The 24,310-nt window shown below is 44.5% G+C and carries 23 protein-coding genes; 11 read left to right on the top strand and 12 right to left on the bottom strand.

What is annotated here, in order from left to right:
- Positions 1–612: 612 nt before the first annotated feature.
- A complete protein-coding gene (locus tag ACE1OE_RS08660; RefSeq protein ID WP_449210752.1) occupies positions 613–1,695 on the top strand; it encodes a porin in 1,083 nt (360 codons plus the stop codon).
- Between the two features lie 411 nt (positions 1,696–2,106).
- Complete coding sequence (locus ACE1OE_RS08655) at positions 2,107–3,162, top strand: porin (protein ID WP_449210751.1); 1,056 nt, start codon at positions 2,107–2,109, stop codon at positions 3,160–3,162.
- 103 nt (positions 3,163–3,265) lie between these two features.
- Here ACE1OE_RS08655 and ACE1OE_RS08650 read toward each other — a convergent pair whose 3' ends face one another.
- From ACE1OE_RS08650 to ACE1OE_RS08625, 6 genes are read right to left on the bottom strand one after another with little or no spacing between them, the layout of a single operon-like run.
- A complete protein-coding gene (locus tag ACE1OE_RS08650) occupies positions 3,266–4,879 on the bottom strand; it encodes a BatD family protein (protein WP_449210750.1) in 1,614 nt (537 codons plus the stop codon).
- Positions 4,879–6,819 (bottom strand): VWA domain-containing protein, encoded by a 1,941-nt coding sequence (locus tag ACE1OE_RS08645; RefSeq protein ID WP_449210749.1) that lies wholly within the window; start codon positions 6,817–6,819, stop codon positions 4,879–4,881. The genes ACE1OE_RS08650 and ACE1OE_RS08645 overlap by 1 nt, the downstream gene beginning before the upstream one ends.
- Positions 6,812–7,780, bottom strand: a complete 969-nt coding sequence (locus ACE1OE_RS08640) for a vWA domain-containing protein (RefSeq protein ID WP_449210748.1) — start codon at positions 7,778–7,780, stop codon at positions 6,812–6,814. The genes ACE1OE_RS08645 and ACE1OE_RS08640 overlap by 8 nt, the downstream gene beginning before the upstream one ends.
- Positions 7,777–8,340, bottom strand: coding sequence for a DUF4381 domain-containing protein (locus ACE1OE_RS08635; RefSeq protein ID WP_449210747.1), 564 nt, complete (start codon positions 8,338–8,340; stop codon positions 7,777–7,779). The genes ACE1OE_RS08640 and ACE1OE_RS08635 overlap by 4 nt, the downstream gene beginning before the upstream one ends.
- Entirely contained in the window at positions 8,337–9,416 is a 1,080-nt protein-coding gene (locus ACE1OE_RS08630; protein ID WP_449210746.1) for a DUF58 domain-containing protein, read from the bottom strand. Before ACE1OE_RS08630 ends, ACE1OE_RS08635 begins: the two co-directional genes overlap by 4 nt.
- A 25-nt stretch (positions 9,417–9,441) precedes the next feature.
- A complete protein-coding gene (locus ACE1OE_RS08625; protein ID WP_449210745.1) occupies positions 9,442–10,398 on the bottom strand; it encodes an AAA family ATPase in 957 nt (318 codons plus the stop codon).
- Between the two features lie 447 nt (positions 10,399–10,845).
- On the opposite strand from ACE1OE_RS08625, the gene ACE1OE_RS08620 reads away from it, so the two are divergent.
- The gene (locus ACE1OE_RS08620) at positions 10,846–11,046 is read left to right on the top strand and encodes a chromosome partitioning protein ParA (RefSeq protein ID WP_102532528.1); all 201 of its coding nucleotides are present in this window, start codon (positions 10,846–10,848) and stop codon (positions 11,044–11,046) included.
- Between the two features lie 332 nt (positions 11,047–11,378).
- The gene (locus tag ACE1OE_RS08615) at positions 11,379–12,056 is read left to right on the top strand and encodes a LuxR C-terminal-related transcriptional regulator (RefSeq protein ID WP_449210744.1); all 678 of its coding nucleotides are present in this window, start codon (positions 11,379–11,381) and stop codon (positions 12,054–12,056) included.
- Positions 12,057–12,629: 573 nt separating this feature from the next.
- On the opposite strand, the gene ACE1OE_RS08610 is transcribed toward ACE1OE_RS08615, so the two are convergent.
- Genes ACE1OE_RS08610 through ACE1OE_RS08600 form a run of 3 tightly spaced genes read right to left on the bottom strand, consistent with a single transcriptional unit; the run spans position 12,630 to position 14,413 of the window.
- A complete protein-coding gene (locus tag ACE1OE_RS08610; RefSeq protein ID WP_102532455.1) occupies positions 12,630–13,466 on the bottom strand; it encodes a CsgG/HfaB family protein in 837 nt (278 codons plus the stop codon).
- A 22-nt stretch (positions 13,467–13,488) separates the two neighbouring features.
- Positions 13,489–13,914: a curli assembly protein CsgF gene (locus ACE1OE_RS08605; RefSeq protein WP_449210743.1), complete on the bottom strand. Its 426-nt coding sequence runs from the start codon at positions 13,912–13,914 to the stop codon at positions 13,489–13,491.
- 10 nt (positions 13,915–13,924) lie between these two features.
- Positions 13,925–14,413, bottom strand: coding sequence for a CsgE family curli-type amyloid fiber assembly protein (locus ACE1OE_RS08600; RefSeq protein ID WP_449210742.1), 489 nt, complete (start codon positions 14,411–14,413; stop codon positions 13,925–13,927).
- A gap of 401 nt (positions 14,414–14,814) precedes the next feature.
- On the opposite strand from ACE1OE_RS08600, the gene ACE1OE_RS08595 reads away from it, so the two are divergent.
- The 3 genes from ACE1OE_RS08595 (at position 14,815) to ACE1OE_RS08585 (ending at position 16,577) form a co-directional block, all read left to right on the top strand.
- Positions 14,815–15,432, top strand: coding sequence for a curlin subunit CsgB (locus tag ACE1OE_RS08595; RefSeq protein WP_449210741.1), 618 nt, complete (start codon positions 14,815–14,817; stop codon positions 15,430–15,432).
- Positions 15,433–15,518: 86 nt separating this feature from the next.
- On the top strand, positions 15,519–16,250 hold the full coding sequence (locus ACE1OE_RS08590) for a hypothetical protein (RefSeq protein ID WP_449210740.1): 732 nt from the start codon (positions 15,519–15,521) through the stop codon (positions 16,248–16,250).
- Positions 16,251–16,265: 15 nt separating this feature from the next.
- Positions 16,266–16,577 (top strand): hypothetical protein, encoded by a 312-nt coding sequence (locus tag ACE1OE_RS08585; RefSeq protein WP_449210739.1) that lies wholly within the window; start codon positions 16,266–16,268, stop codon positions 16,575–16,577.
- Between the two features lie 61 nt (positions 16,578–16,638).
- Here ACE1OE_RS08585 and malK read toward each other — a convergent pair whose 3' ends face one another.
- Positions 16,639–17,748, bottom strand: coding sequence for a maltose/maltodextrin ABC transporter ATP-binding protein MalK (gene malK, locus ACE1OE_RS08580; RefSeq protein WP_449210738.1), 1,110 nt, complete (start codon positions 17,746–17,748; stop codon positions 16,639–16,641).
- 732 nt (positions 17,749–18,480) lie between these two features.
- Here malK and malE point away from each other — a divergent pair.
- The 3 genes from malE (at position 18,481) to malG (ending at position 22,263) form a co-directional block, all read left to right on the top strand.
- Positions 18,481–19,662 carry a maltose/maltodextrin ABC transporter substrate-binding protein MalE gene (gene malE / locus ACE1OE_RS08575; RefSeq protein WP_449210737.1) on the top strand — a complete coding sequence of 394 codons (1,182 nt, stop codon included), beginning with the start codon at positions 18,481–18,483 and terminating at the stop codon, positions 19,660–19,662.
- A 127-nt stretch (positions 19,663–19,789) separates the two neighbouring features.
- On the top strand, positions 19,790–21,361 hold the full coding sequence (malF, locus tag ACE1OE_RS08570; RefSeq protein ID WP_449210736.1) for a maltose ABC transporter permease MalF: 1,572 nt from the start codon (positions 19,790–19,792) through the stop codon (positions 21,359–21,361).
- Positions 21,362–21,372: 11 nt separating this feature from the next.
- Complete coding sequence (gene malG / locus ACE1OE_RS08565; protein ID WP_102532462.1) at positions 21,373–22,263, top strand: maltose ABC transporter permease MalG; 891 nt, start codon at positions 21,373–21,375, stop codon at positions 22,261–22,263.
- 194 nt (positions 22,264–22,457) lie between these two features.
- Here the strand turns inward: malG and ACE1OE_RS08560 are convergent, their stop codons facing one another.
- The gene (locus ACE1OE_RS08560; RefSeq protein WP_449210735.1) at positions 22,458–22,766 is read right to left on the bottom strand and encodes a hypothetical protein; all 309 of its coding nucleotides are present in this window, start codon (positions 22,764–22,766) and stop codon (positions 22,458–22,460) included.
- 312 nt (positions 22,767–23,078) lie between these two features.
- Here ACE1OE_RS08560 and ACE1OE_RS08555 point away from each other — a divergent pair, with 312 nt between their 5' ends.
- The gene (locus ACE1OE_RS08555; protein WP_102532464.1) at positions 23,079–24,002 is read left to right on the top strand and encodes a cation transporter; all 924 of its coding nucleotides are present in this window, start codon (positions 23,079–23,081) and stop codon (positions 24,000–24,002) included.
- Here the strand turns inward: ACE1OE_RS08555 and ACE1OE_RS08550 are convergent.
- Positions 23,980–24,243, bottom strand: a complete 264-nt coding sequence (locus tag ACE1OE_RS08550) for a hypothetical protein (protein WP_198593795.1) — start codon at positions 24,241–24,243, stop codon at positions 23,980–23,982. The two genes, ACE1OE_RS08555 and ACE1OE_RS08550, sit on opposite strands and share 23 nt — an antisense overlap.
- Between the last annotated feature and the right edge of the window lie 67 nt (positions 24,244–24,310).

Here is a 24,310-nt window from a genome sequence, read left to right as displayed (position 1 = left end):
TTCTGAACTTGCCTTTCCATAAGTGCGGGAGTTCATTTTTTGTTCGATTTTTGTGACGAGTGGCTCACTATTTACGTGCTTTGTTGGCTTTTTTATAACTGAGTTGGTGTTTTGGGTAAGGGTGCGTGCTTGGTGATGTACCTATATATTCAGTTTTTGTGGGTAAAGAAACAATCTGGAGATTCTATTGCCTTGACGAATACAGCGGTCTCAAAATGCGCACATTACCTGTAACATATTGATTCAAATAGTTGCGTTAAGTTTTTTGAGCCTAAATAATTCAAACGATATACCCGTAAAAATATCAATTACCATAAAATGAGAGGGTGATCGCGGTAATTTTAGTTTGTTTTATGTTTTTTGTTTTACTGTTAACCTTTTGTTTTTATTGAAATATTAAAAATAGAAAACAGCGTTTTCAATCTTTTACGTCTTTTTATGAAAGCTTTGGGAACTTTAGGGTTAGAGTGATTTCCGTCATGTTAATCCAACGTTACATCGAGAAGGGTTACATGCATAGGTGTTATGTCTGTGTACGTAACAGCTTCATGTACGTTATGCCATTTGTCATCCAGGCGTTTGGCGCACAAAACTTGAAATATGGAAATCCCAATGAACAAAAAATTTATCGCACTAGCAGTGGCAGCTGCAGCATTCGGTACTTCTGCACAAGCAGTTGAGCTTTATAACCAAGACGGTTCTACTTTTGCAGTAGGCGGTCACGTTTCTGTAGGCGTTCAAGATTCTGAAAAAGACGCTGCTGGCGTGAACTCTGTTTCTCCGCGTATCAACTTCGAAGCAACTCAAGACCTAGGCAACGGCTTTACTGCTGATGCTAAAGGCGAATGGGCACTCAACATGCTAGACGGCGGTGATAACTCTTTCACTACTCGTCTTGGCTACATCGGTGTAAGCCATGAAGAATTCGGTCGCGTAGCAGTAGGTACTCAATGGGCACCTTACTACACAGCTGGTGGTGTTGCGGATCTTCCAATCGCTTTCGCGAATGACTTCCTATACGACAACCACGGTGCCCTAGGTACTGGTCGTGCTGACGCAATGCTTGCTTACACTAACGCATTCGATTTCGGCAATGCTGGTGCATTCAACTTCGGTCTAGGTTGGCAAGGTGCTAATGACATCGACAATACTAATACTACTTTAGGTACTGCTGGTAAATACAACGTTGGTCAGCGTGCACAAGTACAACTTGGTTATGATGTTGCTGGTGTTGGTCTAAACTACGCATACACGGGTGGTGATATCACTTCTACTGCAGATGTTGCAGTTGCAGTTGATGATAAAGCGACTTCTCACCTAGTTTCTGCTAAATATGGTACTTACGGTAAAGGTATCTACGTAGCGGGTGTTTATGCGATGAATGATTACATGAACAGCTACGAAGGCCAAAAATTAGACGACACTAAAGCATATGAAGCGATTCTTGCTTACGGTCTTTCTAACAGCCTAAACCTATCTGTAAACTACGAATCTGTTAAGTACGATGGCGACAAGGCTCTTTCTGGTTTTGCTTCAGGCGAAACTATTTACGCAACTACAGCTATCCAAGCTGAGTACGACGTAACATCTCGCATGCGTGCATACGCAGGCTACGAATTCGACCTTCAAGGTACTGGCGAATTCAAAGAAGATCGTGACAACATGTGGATGGCAGGTGTTCGTTTCTTCCTATAGGGAAAAATGGATAACTTAGCATCAACAGTTTGATAGAACCCGCTCATAGAGCGGGTTTTTTTATGTTCAAATTTTCGGGGTGAATCTTTGTGTGGTACTGGTATTCACATAACTAATGGTGAAAACAAAAGAAAACATCGCTTAATCTCAAGTGTTCTGGCTTTTTATAAAAATTTACACGTATCCATTTGTTTTTAAATAACTTTAATTCCCCTTCTTTTCTGCTTAAAACTTCATTTTATTTCACGACACATTCGGGAACTCTCGATTTAAAGTAATTCCATATTTCAAGTTCACGTTTTTAGCGTCTTTAACATCGAGTTGCCTGCCAGCTTCTCACCGTTAAGGAAAACCTTTAAACATCTATCGAGCCTCAAAGTTCGATATTAAGCCGTCAATATGGAAATCGTAATGAACAAAACACTATTAGCACTTGCCGTTACAACAGCGGTCATCGGTACTCAAGCAAACGCACTAGAAGTCTACAACAAAGAAGGCACGCAAATGTCTATCGGTGGTCACGCGACTATCGGTCTAACAGGTGCTCATGCTGGTAAAGAAGCAAGCGTTGAAGAGAAATCGCCACGTATTAACATTGAAGTGATCCAAGACATCGGTCATGGCTTCAAGGCGGATTTCAAAGCAGAGTGGGCGATGAACATGCTTGAAGGTGGTAAAGACACGTTCAAGACTCGTCTAGGCTATATCGGTCTTGGTCACGAGACTTACGGCCGCATCGCTGCGGGTACACAATGGTCTCCTTACTACATGGCGGCGGGTGTGGTTGATACGCCGATCGGTTGGTCAAATGATTTCCTATACGACAACCAAGGTATCTTTGGTACTGCTCGTGCGGACAAACTAGCGGCTTACTTCAATACGATTGATTTCGATAGTGCTGGTGCATTGACGATTGGTGCTGGTTGGCAGGGCGCTAACTCAGTCACTGATCCACTAGCAGGCAACTCTGGTACTTGGATTACCTCAACGAACCGTGCTCAAATTGCAGCGGGCTACACGATTAACGGTTTCAACGCGAACTATGCATTCAACAGCGGTAACATCACTGAGCGTGGCGTAGCAAAACTGGCGGAATCGAACTTAGTGTCTGCTAAATACGGTAACTTCGGTTCTGGTCTATATGTAGCAGCAACTTTTGCTGACAACAAAAACATGAACTCGTTTGACAGCAAGCTTATCGCTAAAACTCAAGCGTTCGATTCTATTCTTGCTTACGGTCTAGATATGGGGCTTAACCTAATCCTAAAGCACGAAGAGATGCAAGATACTCAAAACGATGTACGTGTTAAGTCTGGCACTTCTGTTCAAGCTGAATACACTATCTCTCCACGTCTACGTGCGTACACTGGCTACAACTTTGACAACCAAGGTCAAGACAGCGGTACTGTTAACTACCGTAAGCGTCAAGACAACCAATTCATCATCGGTACTCGTTTCTACCTATAATGGTTGATGAATTAAACGGTCGCTTGTTGAGCGTTTAAGAGAAGTATTGAATGGTAAAGCGCCCTCATTGAGGGCGCTTTTTTTGTTTTAGCGTTTAGGCTATTTATAAATGCGCTAAGTGAGGGGGAGAGGTGGAAGATGACGCTTTAGAAATGAGCGCAATGACCGCTGTTGAATCCCACGAACTTTCGTTGCCCATAAACTCGGCGCGACTGATTGCCGACAACTCGCTTTGGATGCTGCTCACCGTATCAGGAGAAAGGTTTTTCGATTCTTTTACCCAAAGGTGAAAGGCGGATTGGGCAGCAATTGCGTCTCGGCGGTTTATGGCTTCCAACAGTCGCTGTTTTGAATCCGTGTTTTTTGGAGCCTCACTCGCCGATTGGCTTTTAGCTGAATTCCGCCTCGCTCGATACCACATCACACTCGATACTAACCACAAACACGCAAAAAGACCGGTCAGATAAGGCCAGAAACCAGAGTCTGAAACCGTAGTAGTTGGCGTTGAATCTAATGCTTTGAATCCAACGCTCGGCTCATCACTTTGATGAACGGTCACCAACAACCCACTCAATGCAGATTGATCTTTTTTGTTTGTGGTGGTGTTCCACCAATCAACAGCGATTGCGGGTAATGGGTATTGTCCTTCCTTTTTGGCAATCAACACTTGTTTGATTGTCATGGTGACAGAGCCATCATCATTGTCGTTGAACGTTGGTTTTTCTGGATAAACACGGAAGCCGTCTGGGTTTTCTATGCTCAGGTTAGGTAGTTGATTTGAGGTGACGCCCATGGCATTGAGCGTGACGGTGCGGGTTAAAGAATCGCCCGTGTCAATATCTGCATCATTAGAGGAGACCGCGCTCCCATCTGAACGCTGCCAAGATTGCGCTAACGTTAACTTCGCGCTTGGTAGCCAAACACCCTGATAGTCAGCTGGGATGGGTTGTACTGTTAGCGCTAATGTCGGTGCTTTATGATTGAGCGTTAGTATTTTGGTGGTACCTGATCGGTTATTGCCATACAGGACGCCGCCAGACAAGGTAGGCGCTTGGATAGTGAATGTACCGGCAGACTCGGCGGTCACACGATATTGCTGGTCGATAATAAGAACATCGATACCATCCAATACAGCTTGGTATTGTTTCGGTTCCCCAAGTGCTTTTAGTGTCACGCCCTGCGCTGTTGGTTGAATTAGGTCGGGGTTTTGTAACAAACGAGGGTCTACCTTGACGATAATTCGAGCGTCTAAAATAGTGCTCTCTTTTGGATACAACACCTGTTTGCCAATTTGTGTTCTAACCTCGATCATATCGTCGGTGGTTGGGGTTTGCTCATCAATGGCGACATTGAGCGTGATCGGTGTGGTTTTTGCGCCGTTTACATCAAAGCTCGGGATCACTATCTTGCCAATACGTTGCGGCGCGATGGCGATGGTCCATACGCTGCTGTCTGTTCGAGATCCGTTTAGAATGTTAACAGAAGAGCTGAAGTTAGCGCGACCCGTGTAGAAATCATGGCTGAGCGAATCGAAAGACACCTTACTGCCGTCGAGCTTTTCATCCGCCACGATCCGAAGTTGAATAACTTCATCTTTGCTGACTTTAGTTTTGTTCACACTCGCGGTAACGGTTAATGCCCACGATGGAAAGCTAACAAAGCCACTCACCAGTAATATCAGCATTAAAAATAAAGGGTGGAGTTTGTTTCTAATCATTACCAGTGCTTCCCTTGAGAGGTGGGTTGGTCTCTGTCTCTTGCTTGTAAGAGCATTTGAGCTTGAATGAGTCGGCTTGGGTCTCGTACGGACTCCACTTGTTCAAGTTTACGTAAGCTTGGGTCGCTTTCTGCTACCTGTTGAGATTGGACAGCATGCCCTTGAGCGTCACTGTCACTTTTTCCATCTTGCGGTTCTGACCCAGATTGGCGTGTCGTCTCGGCTTGTTGTGAGTCTTGCTCGTTTGCTTGACCCTGGCTTGGCGATGAGTCTTCTGACGATGATTGATTGTCAGATGACGTGTCATCTCCTGACGTTGTCTCTTTTTCGTTTTGTGGTTGAGCACCCGTTGGATCGGAGCCTTTAGATGGCTCTGATTGTGATTTTTCTTGGTTTGAATTCGAAGCGTTGCTTGAATTATCTTTCGAGCCAGATTGCGTTTGATTATTCTCATCGGTGCCTTGCTGGTTCTTATCCGATGATTCAGAATCTTGCTGTTGCTGTTGCTGTTGCTGTTGCTGTTGCTGTTGCTGTTGCTGTTGCTGTTGCTGTTGCTGTTGCTGTTGCGCGCGTTTCACCGTGTCTAAATCTTGTTTAGCTGCAGCATTATCGGGCTCGCGCTTGATGACCATTTCATAATTCTCGATTGCCTCGTCAAAGTTGCTATTTTGGGCATACGCGTGCGCGAGGTTATAAAGATCTTGTGTCTCGTTAAGTGGCTGCCATGACTGTATTGCCCCTTCATAGTCTCCCGCTTGGTATTTTGCTGCGCCTTGCCAGCGAGCTTGGGTAAACTCCTCGGCGGCACGTTCATAATCTTGGTCTTGATAGGACTGGTAGCCATTTTGATCGGCGTTATTGAACCATTGGCTCAATGATGAGGCGATGGCGGGAGAGGGAGTGGACGCGAGCAGCATAGCAACGAATGCGCTCGTGAATACTGGAACAGAGAAAATGAAGCCTTTTCTGAACAAAGGCAGAATCAGTAGAAGCGCGAATGGGAGCAGCCAAATACCGTTGTTAACACGCGCCACGACAGTCTGAGAGTCGGAGTTGGCTTTTATCGATGTATTGGTGGATTGGCTGAACAAATCCGAACTCGTCAGCTGCTCGATGTCGGTATTGTTGCTTTGATAGGTGACAAATCGACCATCGTTGATTTGAGTGACTTGCTGCATTCCCTTAAAGTTTGTTTTTGCGACAACGGTGGTCCCAGCATCATTCTTTAATAAAGAACCATCAGAAAGCGGGATAGGCGCACCGGACTTGGAGCCAAACGCGAGAACCGATAATGTCCATGATGTGCCTTGCAATTGAGCTTGAATACGAGAGACTTCTTGGCTATCCAAGTCATCACTAAATAATAATATCTCACCCTGAGTGAGTCCTGCCTGTTTCATCATTGTGATGGATTGCTCAATGGCAAGATCAGCCCGCGCGCCTTGTATTGGCATGATGTCGGGGGAGAGGTTCTGGATTAAGTTTTTTAATGTCGCCGAATCTGACGTTAAAGGGCTTAACACATACGCATCACCGGCATAAGCCACTAAACCGGTTTGTCCTTCTTTTATTATTGGCAATAGGTCTTGCGCTTTGTATTTTATTTGCGCGAGTCGGTTAGGCTTTATATCGTTGGCATAGACAGACTGAGACATGTCCAGCACGAGAACTCTCGCCTGGTTGGTTTGCCCTGCTGGGACGCGATGTTCTTGAAAACTTGGTCCTGCCATTGCAACGACGATAATCACGGCTAGTGATATCAATGTCGCCCGCTTGGAGTGTTTGACTCCATTGGTGCGCTCAAAATAAGCGGCAAGGTGAGGGGCCATTAGTGGCTGTGAGGCTGAATGACGTTTCACTGACTTAACAACGATAGCGCCAATAAGAATCGGGATTAACAGCCAAAAAGCGTTAGGGTGCAGAAAGATAAAGTCAGACATCTTCCCTCCTGATAACGATTAAGGTGGACAACAGCATTAATGCCAATAAACAAGGCAGCCAAAACCACTCAGTTTTAGGGCGCCAGGACTGCGTAGCTTGGGTGATAGGTTGCAGGGTGTTGATCGTGTCGTAGATCTTCTCTAAATCTTGCGCATTTCGAGCGCGGAAATACTGACCACCGGTCATCGAGGCTATTTTTTGCAAGGCTTCCTCATCCAGATCTTCTGCTGTATTGACGGTACGAGTCATGAAAAAATCTTTGACCTGCATTTCTCCTGCGCCCACGCCAATGGTATAGATCACGGTTTGATATTTTTTCGCAATCTCTGCCGCTTCAATAGGATCAAGCACTCCGGCATTGTTGCTGCCGTCACTTAATAAAATCATGACTCTTTGCGGGGCGTTACCATCAACAAAGGTTTTAGTCGCAAGGCCGATGCCATCACCGATCGCAGTTTGTGTGCCAATGAGTTTCAATACGGTTTGATTAATTTGACGTTTGATGGTTTCACGGTCGAACGTTAATGGTGTTTGCAGGTAAGCATGGTCAGCAAAATACACCAATCCCATTCGGTCACCTTTTCGTTTATCGACAAAATCCGAAACCACATGTTTAACGGTGCTAAGGCGATCGATGTATTGACCTTTATACGCCATGTCTTCCTGACTCATAGAGTAAGATAAGTCGATGACCAGCATCATGTCACGATGCTTGGGCTGAATGTCAACGGGCGCGCCATACCAAACAGGCCTTGCACTCGCCGTGAGTAACAGTAGCCACGCCATGACGGCGAGGCATTGGTTTAGCCTTGATTTTCGGTTAGCCTGACTCGGCATCGTGGTCAGATGCGGGAGTATGATGGGGTTGGATGTCGCATTAGGCGCCATTAATCGATAGGCCAGATAGGGAAGTGGCGCTAGCAAAAACATCCCCCACCATTCAAATGAAAATGACATCATTCACCTCTCTTCCAGTGGCGATATTTTCTCTTTGGAGGCAGTGCTCGCTGGATCCATTGCTCACAATGTTCAATCAGTACATGATCAGCGGTTTCAAGGGATGCGCGGTTGTTTGATTGGTTTTCACTTGCGTCCGATTGGTTTTCACTTGCGTCCAAAAGTAAGGATGAACTCGAACGGTAGAGGGCTTGGTCCCACTGTTCTTTGTTTGGCAAAAAGGTGGCGCTGGCCAACTGGGAGTCTAAAAATTGATACCAGTCTTGACCGCTTAATTTTGCAATGTCTTGTCGTGGGAAGTAACTCAACGCCGCTTGCCTCACCAACTCAATGGCTGATGAGGGAGTAAGCAATGACCTTTCTATATTGAATAGGTTGAGTGCGGCGCGTTGGGCCCGTTTATGAGCGCTACGTCTTCGGTATAAAAAAAACAGCACCAAGGTAATAGCGATAGCAATGAAGGCTGCCGCCCACCACCCTGGACCTAGTGGCCACCACGATGGTGCCGCCGGTAACGTGAGAGCATTGAGTTCGAGCGGATGTGAGTGGGTTGGTTCGGTCATGATTGGCGTTCTAAAATTTGTTGAAGTAACGGAGAACCACTGGATATTTGTGACAAGTGAATACCGAATGAGGCAAGCTCTTGTTCAATGTGGTCGTGATGATCTAGATAAGCTTGTTTGATGGCGGCTTTGGTGTGAGCGCTGCTCATGTCGAGCGTTATTTCATCAAACTTTCCTTGAACACGTTGCAGTCCTTTAGCGCTGACATCGGCAACTTCTAATGGATCGAAAAGTTGAATAGCTCGGACTCGGTTGTGTTGCGAAAGTAACTTTACCGTGTCTAAGTCTGCTTCCGACGTGGTTGAGAAATCACTAAGAAGTACGACTTCGCTCCCTTTGCGGCAGAGGTTCCGAAGCGCATCGAAGGCAGTATTACTTCCTGTATTTCTTGTCGTCGCAGCGCTTGGGTTAGCACTATCAAGGCTTAATGAATCGGTGCTGTTTACGTTTGATGGTCTGGTGTTTTGCTCAGACGCCGTCGCCCCCGGTATTAGCTGACGATTATGAGCCGCGACGATCTCATTGAGGAGCTGGAACACAGCACCTTTAGATGCGGAGGGACGAAGCTCTATCAATTGATGAGGACAGCGAATCACTGCGCCAACTCGATCTTTATTGGCGACGGCTACCCAGCTTAGTAAGCTTGCCAAATGGCAGAGTTGTACAGACTTAAAAAGCAGTTTTGTCCCACTAAACAGGCTAGGCGTAAGATCGAGGAATAATACGACTGGGCGTTCACGTTCCTCTGAAAACAGCTTGGTATGAACCTTTCCCGTCCGTGCTGTGACGCGCCAGTCAATCTGCCTGACATCATCGCCTGGCTGATACTGTCGCACTTCAGAGAACGTCATACCTCGGCCTTTATGTGCACTTAGGTGTGCGCCATTTAGCTGTGACCAGAGGCTTCTGGCTGGTGGTTGCCAGCGCTTGCCATGAGTCTGGTAAAAAGCGAGCTCGTCGACAGTTAGGCTCACCCCATTGCACTGCGCAGGCAGGTTGCCCTGCGTGACAGCAAGCTCCAAGGGGTTACTCTGCTTCGCTTTTCGTTTAAAAAATTGATTATTTTTTAATAACATTAATGCTACCCGTTTACAGTATCAACTATGCCGAGGCAACGGTGCCGAGCAACTCATCGATGACATCATTCCCTTTAATGCCCTCAGCTTGGGCGTGATAACTAAGGAGCAGGCGGTGGCGAAGCACAGGGTAAATGACGGCATGAACGTCTTCAGGGCTAACAAAATCTCGACCGGATAACCATGCGTTGGCACGACTGGCTCGGTCTAAGGCAATCGTTGCACGCGGGCTGACGCCCATCTCGAGCCATTTTGATAATTTTTCACTGTATTGGATTGGTTGACGCGTAGCAATGATAAGGCGAACAATATAGCGTTCGATAACGTCTGACATGTGAATCGACAGCACTTGACGGCGAGCCTCAAATATTTCTGTTTGAGAAATAGCTTGTTCAGGTTGAACGTGTTGTCCAAGCGCCTCGCCTCTATTGAGTTTTAGGATCTCAAGTTCGCTCTCTGCATCTGGGTAATCGACATCGAGATGCAGTAAGAATCGGTCAAGCTGAGCCTCAGGAAGTGGATAAGTGCCTTCCTGTTCTATCGGATTTTGCGTTGCCATGACAAGGAACAAATCAGGCAAAGGATAAGTCGTCTGCCCAACACTGATTTGCTTTTCTGCCATTGCTTCGAGCATGGCTGCCTGTACTTTGGCTGGCGCTCGGTTGACTTCATCGGCAAGCAATAGCGAGTGAAAAATTGGCCCCGCCTTAAATTCAAACTCGCCATTTTCTGGTCGATAAATATCAGTACCCGTTAAATCAGAGGGGAGCAAATCAGGGGTAAACTGAACTCGATGGAAACTGCCTTCAATACAATCAGCTAGTGCCTTCGCCGCACGGGTTTTGGCAAGCCCAGGAGGCCCTTCGACGAGTATGTGTCCATCGGCGAGTAAAGCGATGAGCAGCTGTTTGACTAGCTCTTTTTGACCAATAACTTGTGATTCCAAATAACCTTGAAGTTGTTGAAAGGCTTGCTTGGGCATGTCCATTTTTCCTTTTTACCGACATCGTGCTAATACGAGTGACATTACATTGAAGAGTCGAAGTATGTTGTAAGCATGATACGTGACAAATAGTCATACGTTTACATGCTCTTAGGTTACAAATAGCCATAACTTACGAATAACAATACGTTATAGATAGATGCGCGTAACTTATCAAAGTTCCGTTCGTTATGTCATTGTTTTGTAATGATGGTAGTCATGTTTGTAATAATCATAAAGTGAGTCTTAATGACAGTAGGCAACAATGTAAGAGGTTCAAAGGTATTGTTCAACACTCTATTTGGTTTAAAAAGATTACGTGATGTTATCGCCGTTGAGTTCATGGTGGCGCGGACTATGAGGCGAGGACTTGTGAACGCCACTAGCCTCGGTATGACAAAACCAGTAAACTAGCCGAATTATTATTGATAGAGAAAGGGTAATGCTATGAGTGATTTCGAGAAAGAGCTGGAATTGATGTCTTCTCAAACTGACGGTGAGCCAGAAGTCTCATTGCCTTCAATTGAAGAGCAACGTGAAATTGCAGAGAAGCTAAAGCAACTGGAAGCAGAAGGTAAACTCACACCTGAAATTCTAGAGCAATATTTTGGAAAGTTTAATGACAAAAATAGTGCCCCATTGCACTAATTTTTTGATTCCCATCGCGGTGTTTTTCTAAGCACCGCCATTGTTTATTTTGTTCTTTGCTTATGTCATATAGCTTGTATGATATGAATCAACATGATCACACATAATAATTAGATTAATCTGTTGTCATTAAGTTGCCTACTTGTTTTTATTCTTGATGGAGATTAACTTAACACTGTCTCACTTATGAGATTGTCAATTTAATCTGTTGATTACATGGCATTTTTATAACTATTCTTGTTTTTAGTCTCAAAAGCTACACTTGACGATCTCATTAAAAAGTTTAACTTTATGATTACTTTTTGAGAACAAACACTAACAGGGAGTATGCTATGCCGACCGTAGACTTAGAGACCCGACGAGCCATCTTGTTGGCGGAAAACAATCTACAGTCAAGCTTGCTTAAAGATTCTATCGAGCAGAAGGTTGATATCAGTATCAAACTCATCTCTCCGGATCGTTTAAGCGGTTGTAAGCTTAGCTTAAAAGAGTTTAATTTCGACATCGTTATTGTGGATCATCCTGCGATGACAGAAAAGCATATTGAGAAGTATCAAGACCTAAGAGAGAGTTTGCCAGAGCAGGTGCAAGAGGTGCTAATTAATACCTCACCAGAGCTTTCACATGGCGAGATGCTGAAGTGGCAACACTTGGTAGGTATTTTTTATTCAACTGATAATCTCGATAAGCTCGTCACTGGCTTTGAATGCATTTTACGAGGCGAGATGTGGATGAGCCGCAAACTGGTGTACGAATACATCAAGTTTTATCGTGGACGTCAGTGCGCTAAGACAAGTCACTCTTATTCAAAGCTTACGAAGCGCGAGCAGCAAATCATTAAGCTTCTCGGCGACGGCGCCTCCAATACTCAAATCGCGGATTCACTTTTTGTGAGTGAAAATACCGTCAAAGCGCATTTGCACAATACCTTCAAAAAAATCAAAGTGAAAAATCGACTTCAAGCGCTGCTGTGGGCCAAAAATAACATTGGTTCCAATGAGTTTGTCTAATCTTAGAACTGCGGCTTGGTATGAGTTGTCGCTAAGCAGGGTTAACAAGGTTATGCCTGTAACGTTTCGATAAAAAACACTAAACACCTTTTTAGAGCGCCTCTTGCCAAATAGGAAAGAGGCGTTTTTGATGCTTGTAGAATATGCTTCAACCTACTTCAACCTCAATGCCAGTGAGTTGATGACCGAAGGGAAAACGTTGATACCTCGATTAAACCCTAACGCATTAACGTGACGTCGAATGGTGAGTAACGGCAACAAGCGTATCGTTTTTCACAAGCTCAAAAGGGTGCGCAAGCTGAATAGCTTTGAAGATCTCAATGCGCTTATTGCTGGGCTTCTATCATCATGAGGTAAAAACAGCGTAAGAAGATAGTGTGATGTGATTAGGTGCTTGTTTACTCGTATTTAAGTGCCCAAACACAGCAGTTGTCGAGAGTGGGGAGATTACTCACCATTTTATTGTCAGTTAAGCGAGCATCATGGTTGAGCAGCAGATAAAAAAATAGGGCTACGGGTAATATCCATTTTCCGCGTAGCCCCATTTGCTGCTTATCGTTTGAGTTTCAGGTTTTATAGAATTTCAGTTTTTGCGTTGGAGTATTTGGCAATAATTGGGTTAGAACTCGCCTCTGGGTCGTTAGATGACCACATACCACGCTCCATGCCTTTAATGATGAGGTGAATAACCGCAGCGTCGATGGCCGACATAATGGCAATGTTAACGGGTTCATTGTTGCTGTAACCCAATTCCACTTCGAGCAGTTCTTTGTAGTCAATAAAACGGAATGCCCCAAGACCGATCTCATGCGAAGAAATAGTTTTTGAGGTAGTAATACTCAACAATACTTGACCGCTTCTTACATCTACTGCTCTGAGGTTGATCGTCACTTGATCCGTTCGGTACTGGCCAGATGCCCCTATACCTAAATACTTAGCGCCAACACCACCGGTTCGGATGTTAGAGTCGTAGGCGACAATACCACCTTCAATCACCACATTCGCTGAATTTAGCGATGATAGATCGGCACCATGGTTTGAGATCACTTTGTCTTTTTTCTGTGCAGCTCGGATAATTTTTCGTTCAGTGAGAAGGTTCTGAAGTCCTTCACGCTCAAGCGGAATGAACCACTGAGAATCTAACAGCGATGTGGTCAGCAGCGATGTACCACCTTGGGGTACCGCTGTTGAGAAATTACTGTTTGGTTGTGGTTTGTACTGCCCCGTTTGATCTCTAAAATCATAGACAGAGACTAGGATCTTGCCTGCAGGTTTAGGGAGCGAGATTAAATCCGTGTAAGTGGCGCCTCTAGGCATGAGCTTAGGCTCTGCAGAGGTATCGGGAATATCGAGTGATGTGGCACAGCCAGACAGAAGTACACTAACCACTAGGGGTATTAAGTATCTCATAACACAATCCTTGTCTTATGCTTTATTGAATGGCTAACGAAGTGCCAAGTTGAATAGTGGATGTCTCACCGGTAATTTTGTCTTCAATCCGAACGATTAAGCCGTTACCGCCGCTGTCTTGGGCTACGTTCAATATGTAGTCGGTGGTTTCCAGCGTTCCTGACGACGTCGTTCCATCGGAAATGTCAGCTAAAAATTGACTGATTAGACGCGACTCTAGACTCGCAGCGAGCCTATCTACAGCCGATTCTTCTTCAAAATCAAAACCTGTCGCATTGGGATCGTCATAATCGTTGATGGCATTTGCGTGCCCAAACAGGTGAGAACTATTAAGTGGGCTACCACCAAAACTGGGATTCACAGGCGTATATACGAGCTCACTGCTTATCAGAGTCGTTGAGAAAAGTAGTAGCGACGCTAGGGTTATTTTTTGGGTTAGGTTTGTCATCCTTGCCATCCTAAAATTCATCGTAATCGAGATCGTACGTGTCCATGTATAGACGCTCTGCTTGCCAGCGGATGATATAGTTACCAACCACTCGCAAGGCGTCCTCTGCTCGTTCTTTTGCTTGCTGTCTTCCTGGCGACAAAGCGGTGCGGAATATCGCTTTTCTAGAATGGTAAACTTCGATGATGCTTCCCGACAACGCGGTCGGAATTTCTTTCACCGTTAAGTTTTCTTCGAGTTCAGGATATTTGTCGTTAACTTTTTGAGAGAAGAAAAAATAAAAGTTCTCTCCAAGCCTAGTCATTGTTCGGTCAACGATAACGCCATTGACTTCGTTGAAATTGTTGAACGGTGTTCTCAGCTTGTCCGCTTCACTATTTGTTGTTTTGTCTGTATTTTTTAAATTGTCTTCTTCGCTTTTCGCATTAACATTGAGAGTCAGAAAACAACATGTAGCCAAACTTAATAACGCTAGACTCTTACTCAGTTTCATCAACATTTGACGAACTCCCCATCAAAATCCTTTTCAAAAGCGAGTCGCTCTCTTTGGAGAACTTAACCCGAATATTAGCTTTCATCTGGTGATGAGCATATAAACTCTGGGATTAGATTTGTCATATTCCTACTCATACTTCGGTTCTTAGTAAAGGGTAATAATTACTTAAAATGGTCGTAGGGAAATTTATATAATTGTCTATTAGTTTATGGTTGTAATGTCGTTGTGTGATTATTATTTGGTCAGTTAAGCAAAGTTCTCCCGTTATAATTTTCTGCAGGAAGAACCCAAAAAGATGGAGTTCGACTGACAAAAAGTTTTAATTAATGGGAGGTTTTATCTCTCTCACCGATATAGGTGAATATATGTTCAGAAGGACTGGAACAAAAAATTTAAATTTGATCATGAACAAGAAAATGATGGCATCGTTACTTTGTTTCGTTGCTACGACTGCAGGGGCCAATACCCTGATTCTCGCGCCAGAAGGCTCTATAGAGTCTCGAGAAGGTTTTTTACATGGTTTGAGTCAGGACGTCATTGAAGATTATGCTGATCTGAAAAGCGCTTATGATATTGATAATTATGCAGAAGTTAACATCACCGATGCTGATTTGTCGAAAGTCATCGTCGCCCAAGTAGGGAAGGGTGGTTTAAGTGGCAACAAAGTAAAGGTCTCCGTCGAGGGGGGGGATCTAAACCGCGTTTTTATTGGTCAAAAAGGTGAATTAAATACCGCGTATGTTAGGCAAAACGGAAACGGAAATACCGCTGTTGTTGGTCAGTTGGGTAGAAACAATGAAGCGCTTGTTGTGCAAGACGGCGATAACAATCTCGCGATGGTAGGGCAATTAAACGCTTTCTATTCGTCAAACCAAATAAGTGTTGAACAAACCAATGACAATAATCTAGCGATCGTTGCTGGTTCGGGTGGTGCCAATTTAGGTATAACGCAGGACGGGGGGGATTTATTTATCCTTGAAACAACAAGTCCATTACATATTTACGTAGACCAATCTAACTAGCGCGTAATGTTAGGTTGGGGAGTAAAGAGCGCTTCGAAAGAAGCACATAGTCGACATGGAAACTTAAAGGAAATAAGGTTGTTATTATGAAGAAATTAGCGATTACGATTTCAGCTCTACTGGTGTCTGCCTCAGTTGCTGCTGTGCCAAATGTTCCAGGGGTATCAGGCGTACATATAAAAAATGCAGTAGGCAGCTACAATTTGCCTTCTGGAGATAACTCAGCGTTGGTATTAATGGACGGGGGGGACTACGGTGATGTCTCTATCGTGCAAGGGGTTGTCCCGCTTAGCGATGGTAACCTAGCTGTAGTGGATTACAGTGGAAGCGGTAATGATAATAATACTGAAATTAGGCAAAACCGAGAAGACAATAATGCCTTAGTCCAAGCGTACAATGGAAGTCACCATAATGACGTTGAGATTATCCAAAATGATGATGGGCGTGCTTGGGTTTACCTAGGTAATAGTGATGGTAACGATGTTGACATTCTGCAACGTGGTTCGAGCAATCAAGCTCGTGTCGTGATGACGAATAAAAGTGACGATAATGACGTAGATATTGACCAAAAAGGGTCGAATTTTGTTGCTAACGTCGGCATGAGAGCAGGCAGTGAAGATAATGAAGTCTATATTTTGCAAAAAGCAGGTCATGGTAATTCGTTAGCCGAAGTATCTTTAACTAATGCGGATCACAATGATAATGGCAACCAATTTAATAATACGTCTGGTATTTATATCTCTCAAACTACGGGTGATTATGCGGGCGTCTTTATCTCAAATGCTAATCACAATGCTGTCTACATTAAACAAAATTAAAGTATGAATCATAAAATGAACCTGAAAACGGCGCTTAGCGCCGTTTTTTTTATCACTCTTGCACCGGCCGTTGCTCAGCCTGTGCTTAACCCGTTTAGTTGCGAGTCAGTCAATGATTATATTCAGCTTTCAATTGAACGAGAGAAAGACTCCGGATTTCTCACCATTACCACACAAAGCAACGCCACACTTAAAGTTGATATCAACAATGGTGTCGCGCGTTATGGCTTAAATAAAGCTCAGTTCCCTCTGGGGTTATATGACGAAAAAACGCAACGGCATTGGGTGATTAATGCCGATTGTCAGGTTCAGCCATTAGAAAGATAAAAACCCCAACCTCAATGAGGTTGGGGTTTCTTAAGTGCAAGTGCAAGGGTGATTGTTATCTCTAAACACCCGCCTCCTGATAAAGACGACGACAAGCGCGGCCATCACTATGGAATAGGTGGCAACGGTGTGCTGGAATGCCAATGGCAAATTTATCGCCAGTTTCAACAGACAAAGTGTCTGGTTGACGGAAGATAACATCTGCGTCGGCACTTTCTAGGTTTAGGTACACTTGCGTTTCGTTACCCAGTTTTTCAACCATCATGACTTCGCCTTCAACGCAAGCATCGCCCTCATCGGCGTGAAGCAGGTGTTCTGGTCGAATACCCATCGACATACGATCGCCTTTGTTTACGGTGGTGCCATCAACTGGAATCCAGAACGATACACCATCAGAGAGTTTTACTTTAACTTGCTGCGCTTCCACGTCTTCAATCGCCACGCTCATGAAGTTCATTTTTGGAGAGCCAATAAAGCCAGCAACAAAGCGGTTTTCAGGGTAATGGTAAAGCTCTAATGGTTTACCAACTTGTGACACCCAACCGGCGTCTAATACTACGATTTTGTCAGCCATGGTCATGGCTTCAACCTGATCGTGTGTGACATAGATCATGGTGCAACCAAGTTGACGTTGTAGCTTAGTGATTTGCGCTCGCATGTTGACACGAAGCGCCGCATCGAGGTTGGATAGAGGCTCATCAAGCAGGAATAAGTTTGGTTGTGAAACCAAGGTACGACCGATGGCAACACGTTGACGTTGACCACCAGACAGGGCTTTAGGTTGGCGCTCTAACAGGTGACCAAGTTGCAGAATCTCAGCGGCTTGCTCAACACGACGGTCAATTTCTGATTTATCGGCTTTGGCGAGCTTAAGACCAAAAGACATGTTGTCATAAAGGTTTAAGTGAGGATAAAGCGCGTAAGATTGGAACACCATGCCGACACCACGTTTTGAAGGCTCAACGTCATTCATGCGCTCACCACCGATGTATAAGTCGCCAGAAGTGATGTCTTCTAATCCTGCAATACAACGCAGTAGGGTCGATTTGCCACAACCTGATGGGCCAACAAAAACAACAAATTCACCTTCGTTAATCTCTAGGTCGATGTTTTTGGAGATCAGTACGTCACCGTACGCTTTGCTAACATTTTTTAACGTGACACTCGCCATGTGGATCGTCCTCGATTCGTTTATTTCTTTCTGCCGGTCATTATAGAGATAATTAGACCGCTAATAATAGGAAATTGGTCAGTGATTTGGGTAACCTTTTGTTGCAATAGAAGTTGTGATAATAAATTTGAATGCTTCTAATGTAATAAAAGGCGCCCGATGGAAAGAAAAAAAGGGTGGCGCTGTACGATACACGCCACCCTCAAAGCCAAGATGTCATCCGTATCCCCCGCCACAAAACTCAAGCCTCCCCCCGTAAAATAAATTACCACTAAGTACTTGAATGTGTGACTACGTAACGACTCCGGCGATGTAAAACCAGTTTGATGACCTATAAAAGAAGGTCGACTGGCAAGGGTTCTTACCATCCACTCTTGGATGACTGCAGTTTCCGTGAATCATGCAATCAGTACATCCTCCTGTGAAAAATAATTATAGGGGGAGTAGCCGGGGAGGAGGGGGCTAGGGAGTAGAAACGCTTGATGAGATCTAGGTCAAAAAAATCAATGCTCTAATAGTGAATTGAGTCACAACAGAAGATTGTTTTGTGATGGTGATCTATAGTCTTGGGCGATTGAGATCACGGAAACTGTCGCTACTCGATAGGGCGTAGAGATTAGGATGATGAGACCTTGCTGTATTTTTCGGATGATACTCGTCGAAATTAAGGAAAATCCTCTGGACGACCCTCTGGATAACCCTGCTATCAAAACTATAAAAAAGGATATGAACATGAAAAAAGCCCTTAGTACTGTAGCGTTAGGCACGCTAGTTGCTCTTGGTTCTTTTGGTGCAAATGCTGCTATCGAAGAAGGACAACTCACTATTTGGATTAATGGTGACAAAGGCTATAACGGACTTGCAGAAGTGGGTAAGAAGTTCGAAGAAGATACAGGTATTAAAGTAACTGTCGCTCATCCAGATGGTCTTGAAAGCCGTTTCCCTCAAGTTGCTGCTACTGGTGACGGTCCAGACATCATTTTTTGGGCTCACGACCGTTTTGGTGAGTACGCAGACGCGGGTCTTCTAGCTGAAGTGAAACCGTCTAAAGAAACAAAAGATGGCATCGTTGATTTTGCATGGGACGCGGTTCAATACGACGGCAAACTTATCGGTTACCCGGTTGCAGTTGAATCTTTGTCTCTTATTTACAACAAAGACCTAGTGCCTAATCCACCAAAAACGTGGGAAGAAGTTGAAGCGCTAAACACGAAACTTGCGAAAGATGGCAAGTCGGCAATCATGTGGAACCTAAAAGAACCGTACTTCACATGGCCACTAATGGCGGCTGATGGTGGTTACGCATTTAAGTACACAGGCACGGGCTACGATGTTAAAGATTCAGGTATTGCTCAAGATGGCGTAAAAGACGCACTGACATTTGTTAAGTCTTTAGTAGACAAGGGCGTGATTTCGGCTGATATGGATTACTCAGTGTCAGAATCTGCGTTTAACCAAGGTCAAACGGCGATGACTATCAATGGTCCATGGTCTTGGGCAAACGTTGAGAAGTCAGGCATCAACTATGGTGTAACGACGCTACCTAAATTTAACGGTCAAGCATCTAAACCTTTCGTTGGTGTTCTTACCGCGGGTATCAGCACTGCATCACCTAACCGTGACCTAGCGGTTGAGTTCTTAGAGAACTACCTACTGACTAACGATGGTCTACGTGAAGTGAACAACGATAAGCCTCTAGGCGCTGTTGCTCTAACTTCTTTCCAAAAAGAGCTAGACTCAGATACACGCATTGCCGCGACAATGGACAACGCAATGAATGGTGAAATCATGCCAAATGTACCGCAAATGAGTGCATTCTGGGCTTCTGCTAAAAACACTATCGTTAATGTTGTTGATGGTCGCCAAACTGTAGACGAAGCGGTTGTAGACGCAGAAAAGCAAATGACAAAGTAAAATAGTTAGATATTTAGTGAATTAACTATGTAGCTAATCAGTACCACGTAAATGAGTAACACCCTTTAAGGAGGGGGTAACCCCTCCTTCATTTTCATTTTTTGATTTATCGCTAGCAGGTCCTTTTATGCAGTCAGTTCAAGGTTCAGATGCCATGTCAGCGCCAACCAATAAGACACCGAGCAGTAAAAAAGTATTCCTTAAATGGGGAACATTAGGTTCGGTCGGTCTAGTCAACGGTTACGCGACAATTCTTATGTATTCACGCGGTGAGCTTGCTTTCGCCTTGCTTACTGTGATTTTAACCGCTCTGGCACTTTACATCTTTGGCAGTAAAAAAACGTACGCACACCGTTATATCTATCCAGGTATTGCGGGTATGATTCTTTTCATTATTTTCCCTTTAGCGTATACCGTCGGACTCGCATTCACGAACTACAGTGCTAAAAACCAACTGTCGTTAGAGCGAACACAAAGCGTGTTAACTCAGCGCACATTCCAAAGTGGCGACAGTTACAATTTTGATTTGTACAAGACGGATAACGGACACGTTATTTATGTCAAAGACGGTGATCAGCTACTCGCGACGCCTGAATTTGATATGAATAACCCTGCGCCAGAATTTGACTTGAAACTTGCTGACGGTCAAGTCGGTGAAAAAGAAGCCATTAAAGCTATCATTCAAAGCCGTGCGATTTTAAGCACGTTAGATTTGAACATGCCAAGCGGTGAAGACATTCGTATGAGTGGTCTACGCAAATTTGCTTCTGTTCAACCCTTGTACTCCCATATTGAAGGCTCAAGCGATCTCCTTAACAATAAAACGGGTGAGATCTTTAGAGCAAATATGGAAGTGGGTTTCTATCAACCGATAGACGCCAATGGTGAATTTATTGGCAATACCGTATCACCCGGTTTTGTTGTCGGTATTGGCACGTACAACTTTGAGCGTGTTTGGAAAGACGATGGCATCAAAGAACCTTTCATTAGCATCTTTATCTGGACGGTGGTGTTCTCGGTACTAACTGTTGTCTTAACGCTCGTTATTGGCTTGATATTGGCGAGTGTCGTTCAATGGGAAGCCTTGAAAGGTCGTGCAGTATACCGAGTACTCTTGATTCTTCCTTATGCGGTACCAGCGTTTATCTCTATCTTGATCTTTAAAGGTCTATTTAACCAAAGCTTTGGTGAGATAAATATGGTGCTTGAGTCCATCTTTGGTATTAGTCCAAACTGGTTCTCAGACCCTATTCTAGCCAAATCCATGGTCTTGATAGTGAATACGTGGCTGGGTTTCCCTTACATGATGATCCTGTGTATGGGGCTGCTTAAAGCGATTCCTGATGACCTGTACGAAGCGTCAGCGATTGATGGTGCCGGCTTTATGCACAACTTCCGTCAGATCACGGTTCCGTTGATGATTAAACCACTCACCCCATTATTGATTGCGAGCTTCGCCTTTAACTTCAATAACTTTGTAATGATACAGCTATTGACGCAAGGTGGTCCGAACATGATTGGTACCTCTGAACCAGCGGGTTATACCGATCTATTGGTAAGCTACACATACCGTATTGCCTTCGAAGGTTCAGGTGGTCAAGACTTTGGTCTAGCGAGTGCGATTGCAACGCTTATCTTCCTGTTGGTTGGTGGACTTGCACTACTCAACCTACGTTTCACTAAATTGTCTCAAGACTAAGGAATAGAACAATGGCAATGGTACAAGGTAAGTCTTTAAAATACCGTGTATGGGCAACGCATATTGCGCTGTGGGTATTCCTGTCCATGATCATCTTCCCACTGTTGATGGTTATTGCAATCTCGTTCCGTGAGGGTAACTTTGCGTCGGGCAGCTTAATTCCAGATAATCCATCATTGGAGCACTGGAAGTTAGCCTTGGGTATTTCGGTTGTTAACGCCGATGGGTCTGTAACCCCACCTCCGTTCCCTGTGTTGTTATGGCTATGGAACTCAATCAAAGTCGCGGGTATTACCTCAATTTTGATTGTGGCACTGTCAACAACGTCAGCTTACGCGTTTGCTCGTATGCGCTTTTCTGGCAAGAACACCATCTTGAAAGCGATGATGATCTTCCAAATGTTCCCAGCCGTATTGGCACTTGTGGCGCTTTACGCTCTGTTTGATAAGTTAGGTCAGTATATTCCGTTCCTTGGTTTGAATACGCATGGTGGCTTGATCTTCTCTTACTTAGGCGGGATAGCACTCCACGTTTGGACGATTAAAGGGTACTTCGAGACCATTGATAATTCACTTGAAGAGGCTGCGGCTTTGGATGGTGCGACACCTTGGCAAGCGTTTAGACTGGTATTGTTACCACTCTCAGTGCCGATTCTAGCGGTGGTATTTATCCTGTCGTTTATCGGGGTAGTAGGTGAAGTACCTGTGGCGTCGTTACTGCTTTCTGATGTAAACTCGTACACATTAGCGGTTGGTATGCAGCAATATTTGTATCCTCAGAACTATCTGTGGGGCGACTTTGCAGCAGCAGCGGTGCTGTCAGCATTACCAATCACAATCGTATTCTTGCTTGCACAGCGTTGGTTAGTGGGTGGACTCACTTCCGGTGGTGTTAAAGGATAATAACGATAAGGGTGATCGCAAGATCACCCGTTTTTGCTTTGATTAGCGTCACATTGGTTTGGCCGCCGACTAGTTAATCAAGCAACGCTGGTGTTACGCGTAGCTGGCTGTTACCAGGATTCCTTACTATCACTATTAACAGTTTTTGTAACCAATGCCCGAGCTTGCTCGGGCATTTTCTTTTTGTGTCACGCTTAATTTAGAATCACGTTGATGTACCTATCGCCTTGGCGTTGGTAATAATGTCCCTCGACATTGGCGTAAGTAAAATTGCCTATTCTGATGTAGGTCGTTTGCCTAGGCATTGACTTGTAATGATAGTGTTTATGCTTTGGCTTCTTTTTCTTCGGTGATGGCTTGTGCTTCTTCACCACAATGACTTCTTTATGGTGCTTGTGCCCGTGCCCATGTCCGTGATGTCCTGAGGGGTGAGCAACGGCACTAAAGTGCGTTAGACTTAATGCCAATGATAAAAGGGTGACCACTGCTTTTGATTTATACATTATTTTACTCTCTGGGAAGTAGTCTCTAAAAAGTAAGGCATTCATCAATCTGGCTTGTCAACATGCCGTGGGGGTTGGTAGGAGCCGTGACAGTTTTTGTCTTGGCTTGTCAGAGATTTAATAAATGTTACCTTTATTCATATTTTGATAATGAATAGCTCAGACAATGAGTGTCATGCTGCTGATAAAAAAGAGCGGCTGTTTGCTTTATATTTCAGCAACTAGTGCATTGTGCTGTAGGTAATATTAGGTCTATATGGTATATATTTTGATAGTGGTGCATGACGCGAAGAATGTATAAAAGGAATTTAAATGATTAAAATTGATGAATCGAAAGCGCTTATTGGTTCGGCAATCGGCGCGAGTGTATTGGCGCTGTGGGGCGGGGTAATGGCCATGATTTCAGGGTCGAGTGCCATCCTCCTAGATGCATCCTTTAATCTGTTGTCCGCTGTGGTTTCGTTTGCGTCATTGCGAATTGCACAACTTGCGCAATCAGGTACGTCACGTCACTATCCTATTGGCTATTATGCCTTTGAACCACTGATTGTGGTGATCAAAGGAATCACCATTTTGATCCTGATTGCTTTTGCGGTAGGCAGTAATATTCCAGTATTACTTTCCGGCGGTCGAGAGCCCGCGATTACGCTAATGGCTATCTATGTGTTTCCGGCGGTGATGATTTGCGGTCTGATGTATTGGGTGTGTCATATAGGGTATAACCAGTCTCGGTCCGATATTTTAAAGGCCGAAAAGAATGCGTGGTTTATTAATGGCGTGATTTCGGGGGCGATTGGGGTGGCATTGATATTGGTTCTATTGCTTCAAGGAACCGCACTCGGGTTCATCGACCGCTATATTGACCAAATCCTCGTCGTGCTGTTTAGTTTGGCGTTTATTGGTGATCCGATAAAGCTCATTAAAAATGGTATGCGGGAATTGACACTAGCAACGCCACCTATCGAGCACACTAAGCCTATCTATCGTGGATTACGTGGATTAGCACAAGAGTACGATATTGAGCTGGTGGATATCTTTATTGCCAAGTTAGGGCGAAAGACTTGGGTCAGTATTTATGTTGACCCAAAAAGAGAGTCCATGACCTTTAAAAGCTATGAACGCTTTGTGGAAGACGTTAAGACTAAAATAGACAAGCCTTACACGACAACGGAGGTGGATGTCATACTCAAACGTTCTCCGTTGTCTCAGGGCGCTACAAATTCAGCTCTCGGTTAGAAGGCGCGCACCCTACGTATTGGAGCAGGACATACAAACTCTCTTGCTCTAATGCGACCTTTTGAAATAAATCAGCAAACACACCATCACCACCAAAACAAGTTTGAATATAGTGGTTGATTTCATCTCGATGATAGCCCTCCACATACATCGTTCTCACCCACTGGTACTCAACGGCCTTCAAATCACTGAGGGTTGTTTCACTTAGGGTAATGTCATTTACAGCCAAGGCAGGCTCCATTCAGTTAAATCTTATTCACTGCCGCGATTACATCAAACTTTAATGAAAGAAAAATGACAGATTGGTG

The sequence above is a fragment of the Vibrio sp. E150_011 genome (genome assembly GCF_053544015.1).
Note: the sequence above shows the minus strand (reverse complement) of the source record. Positions and strands in the feature narration are given on the sequence as shown.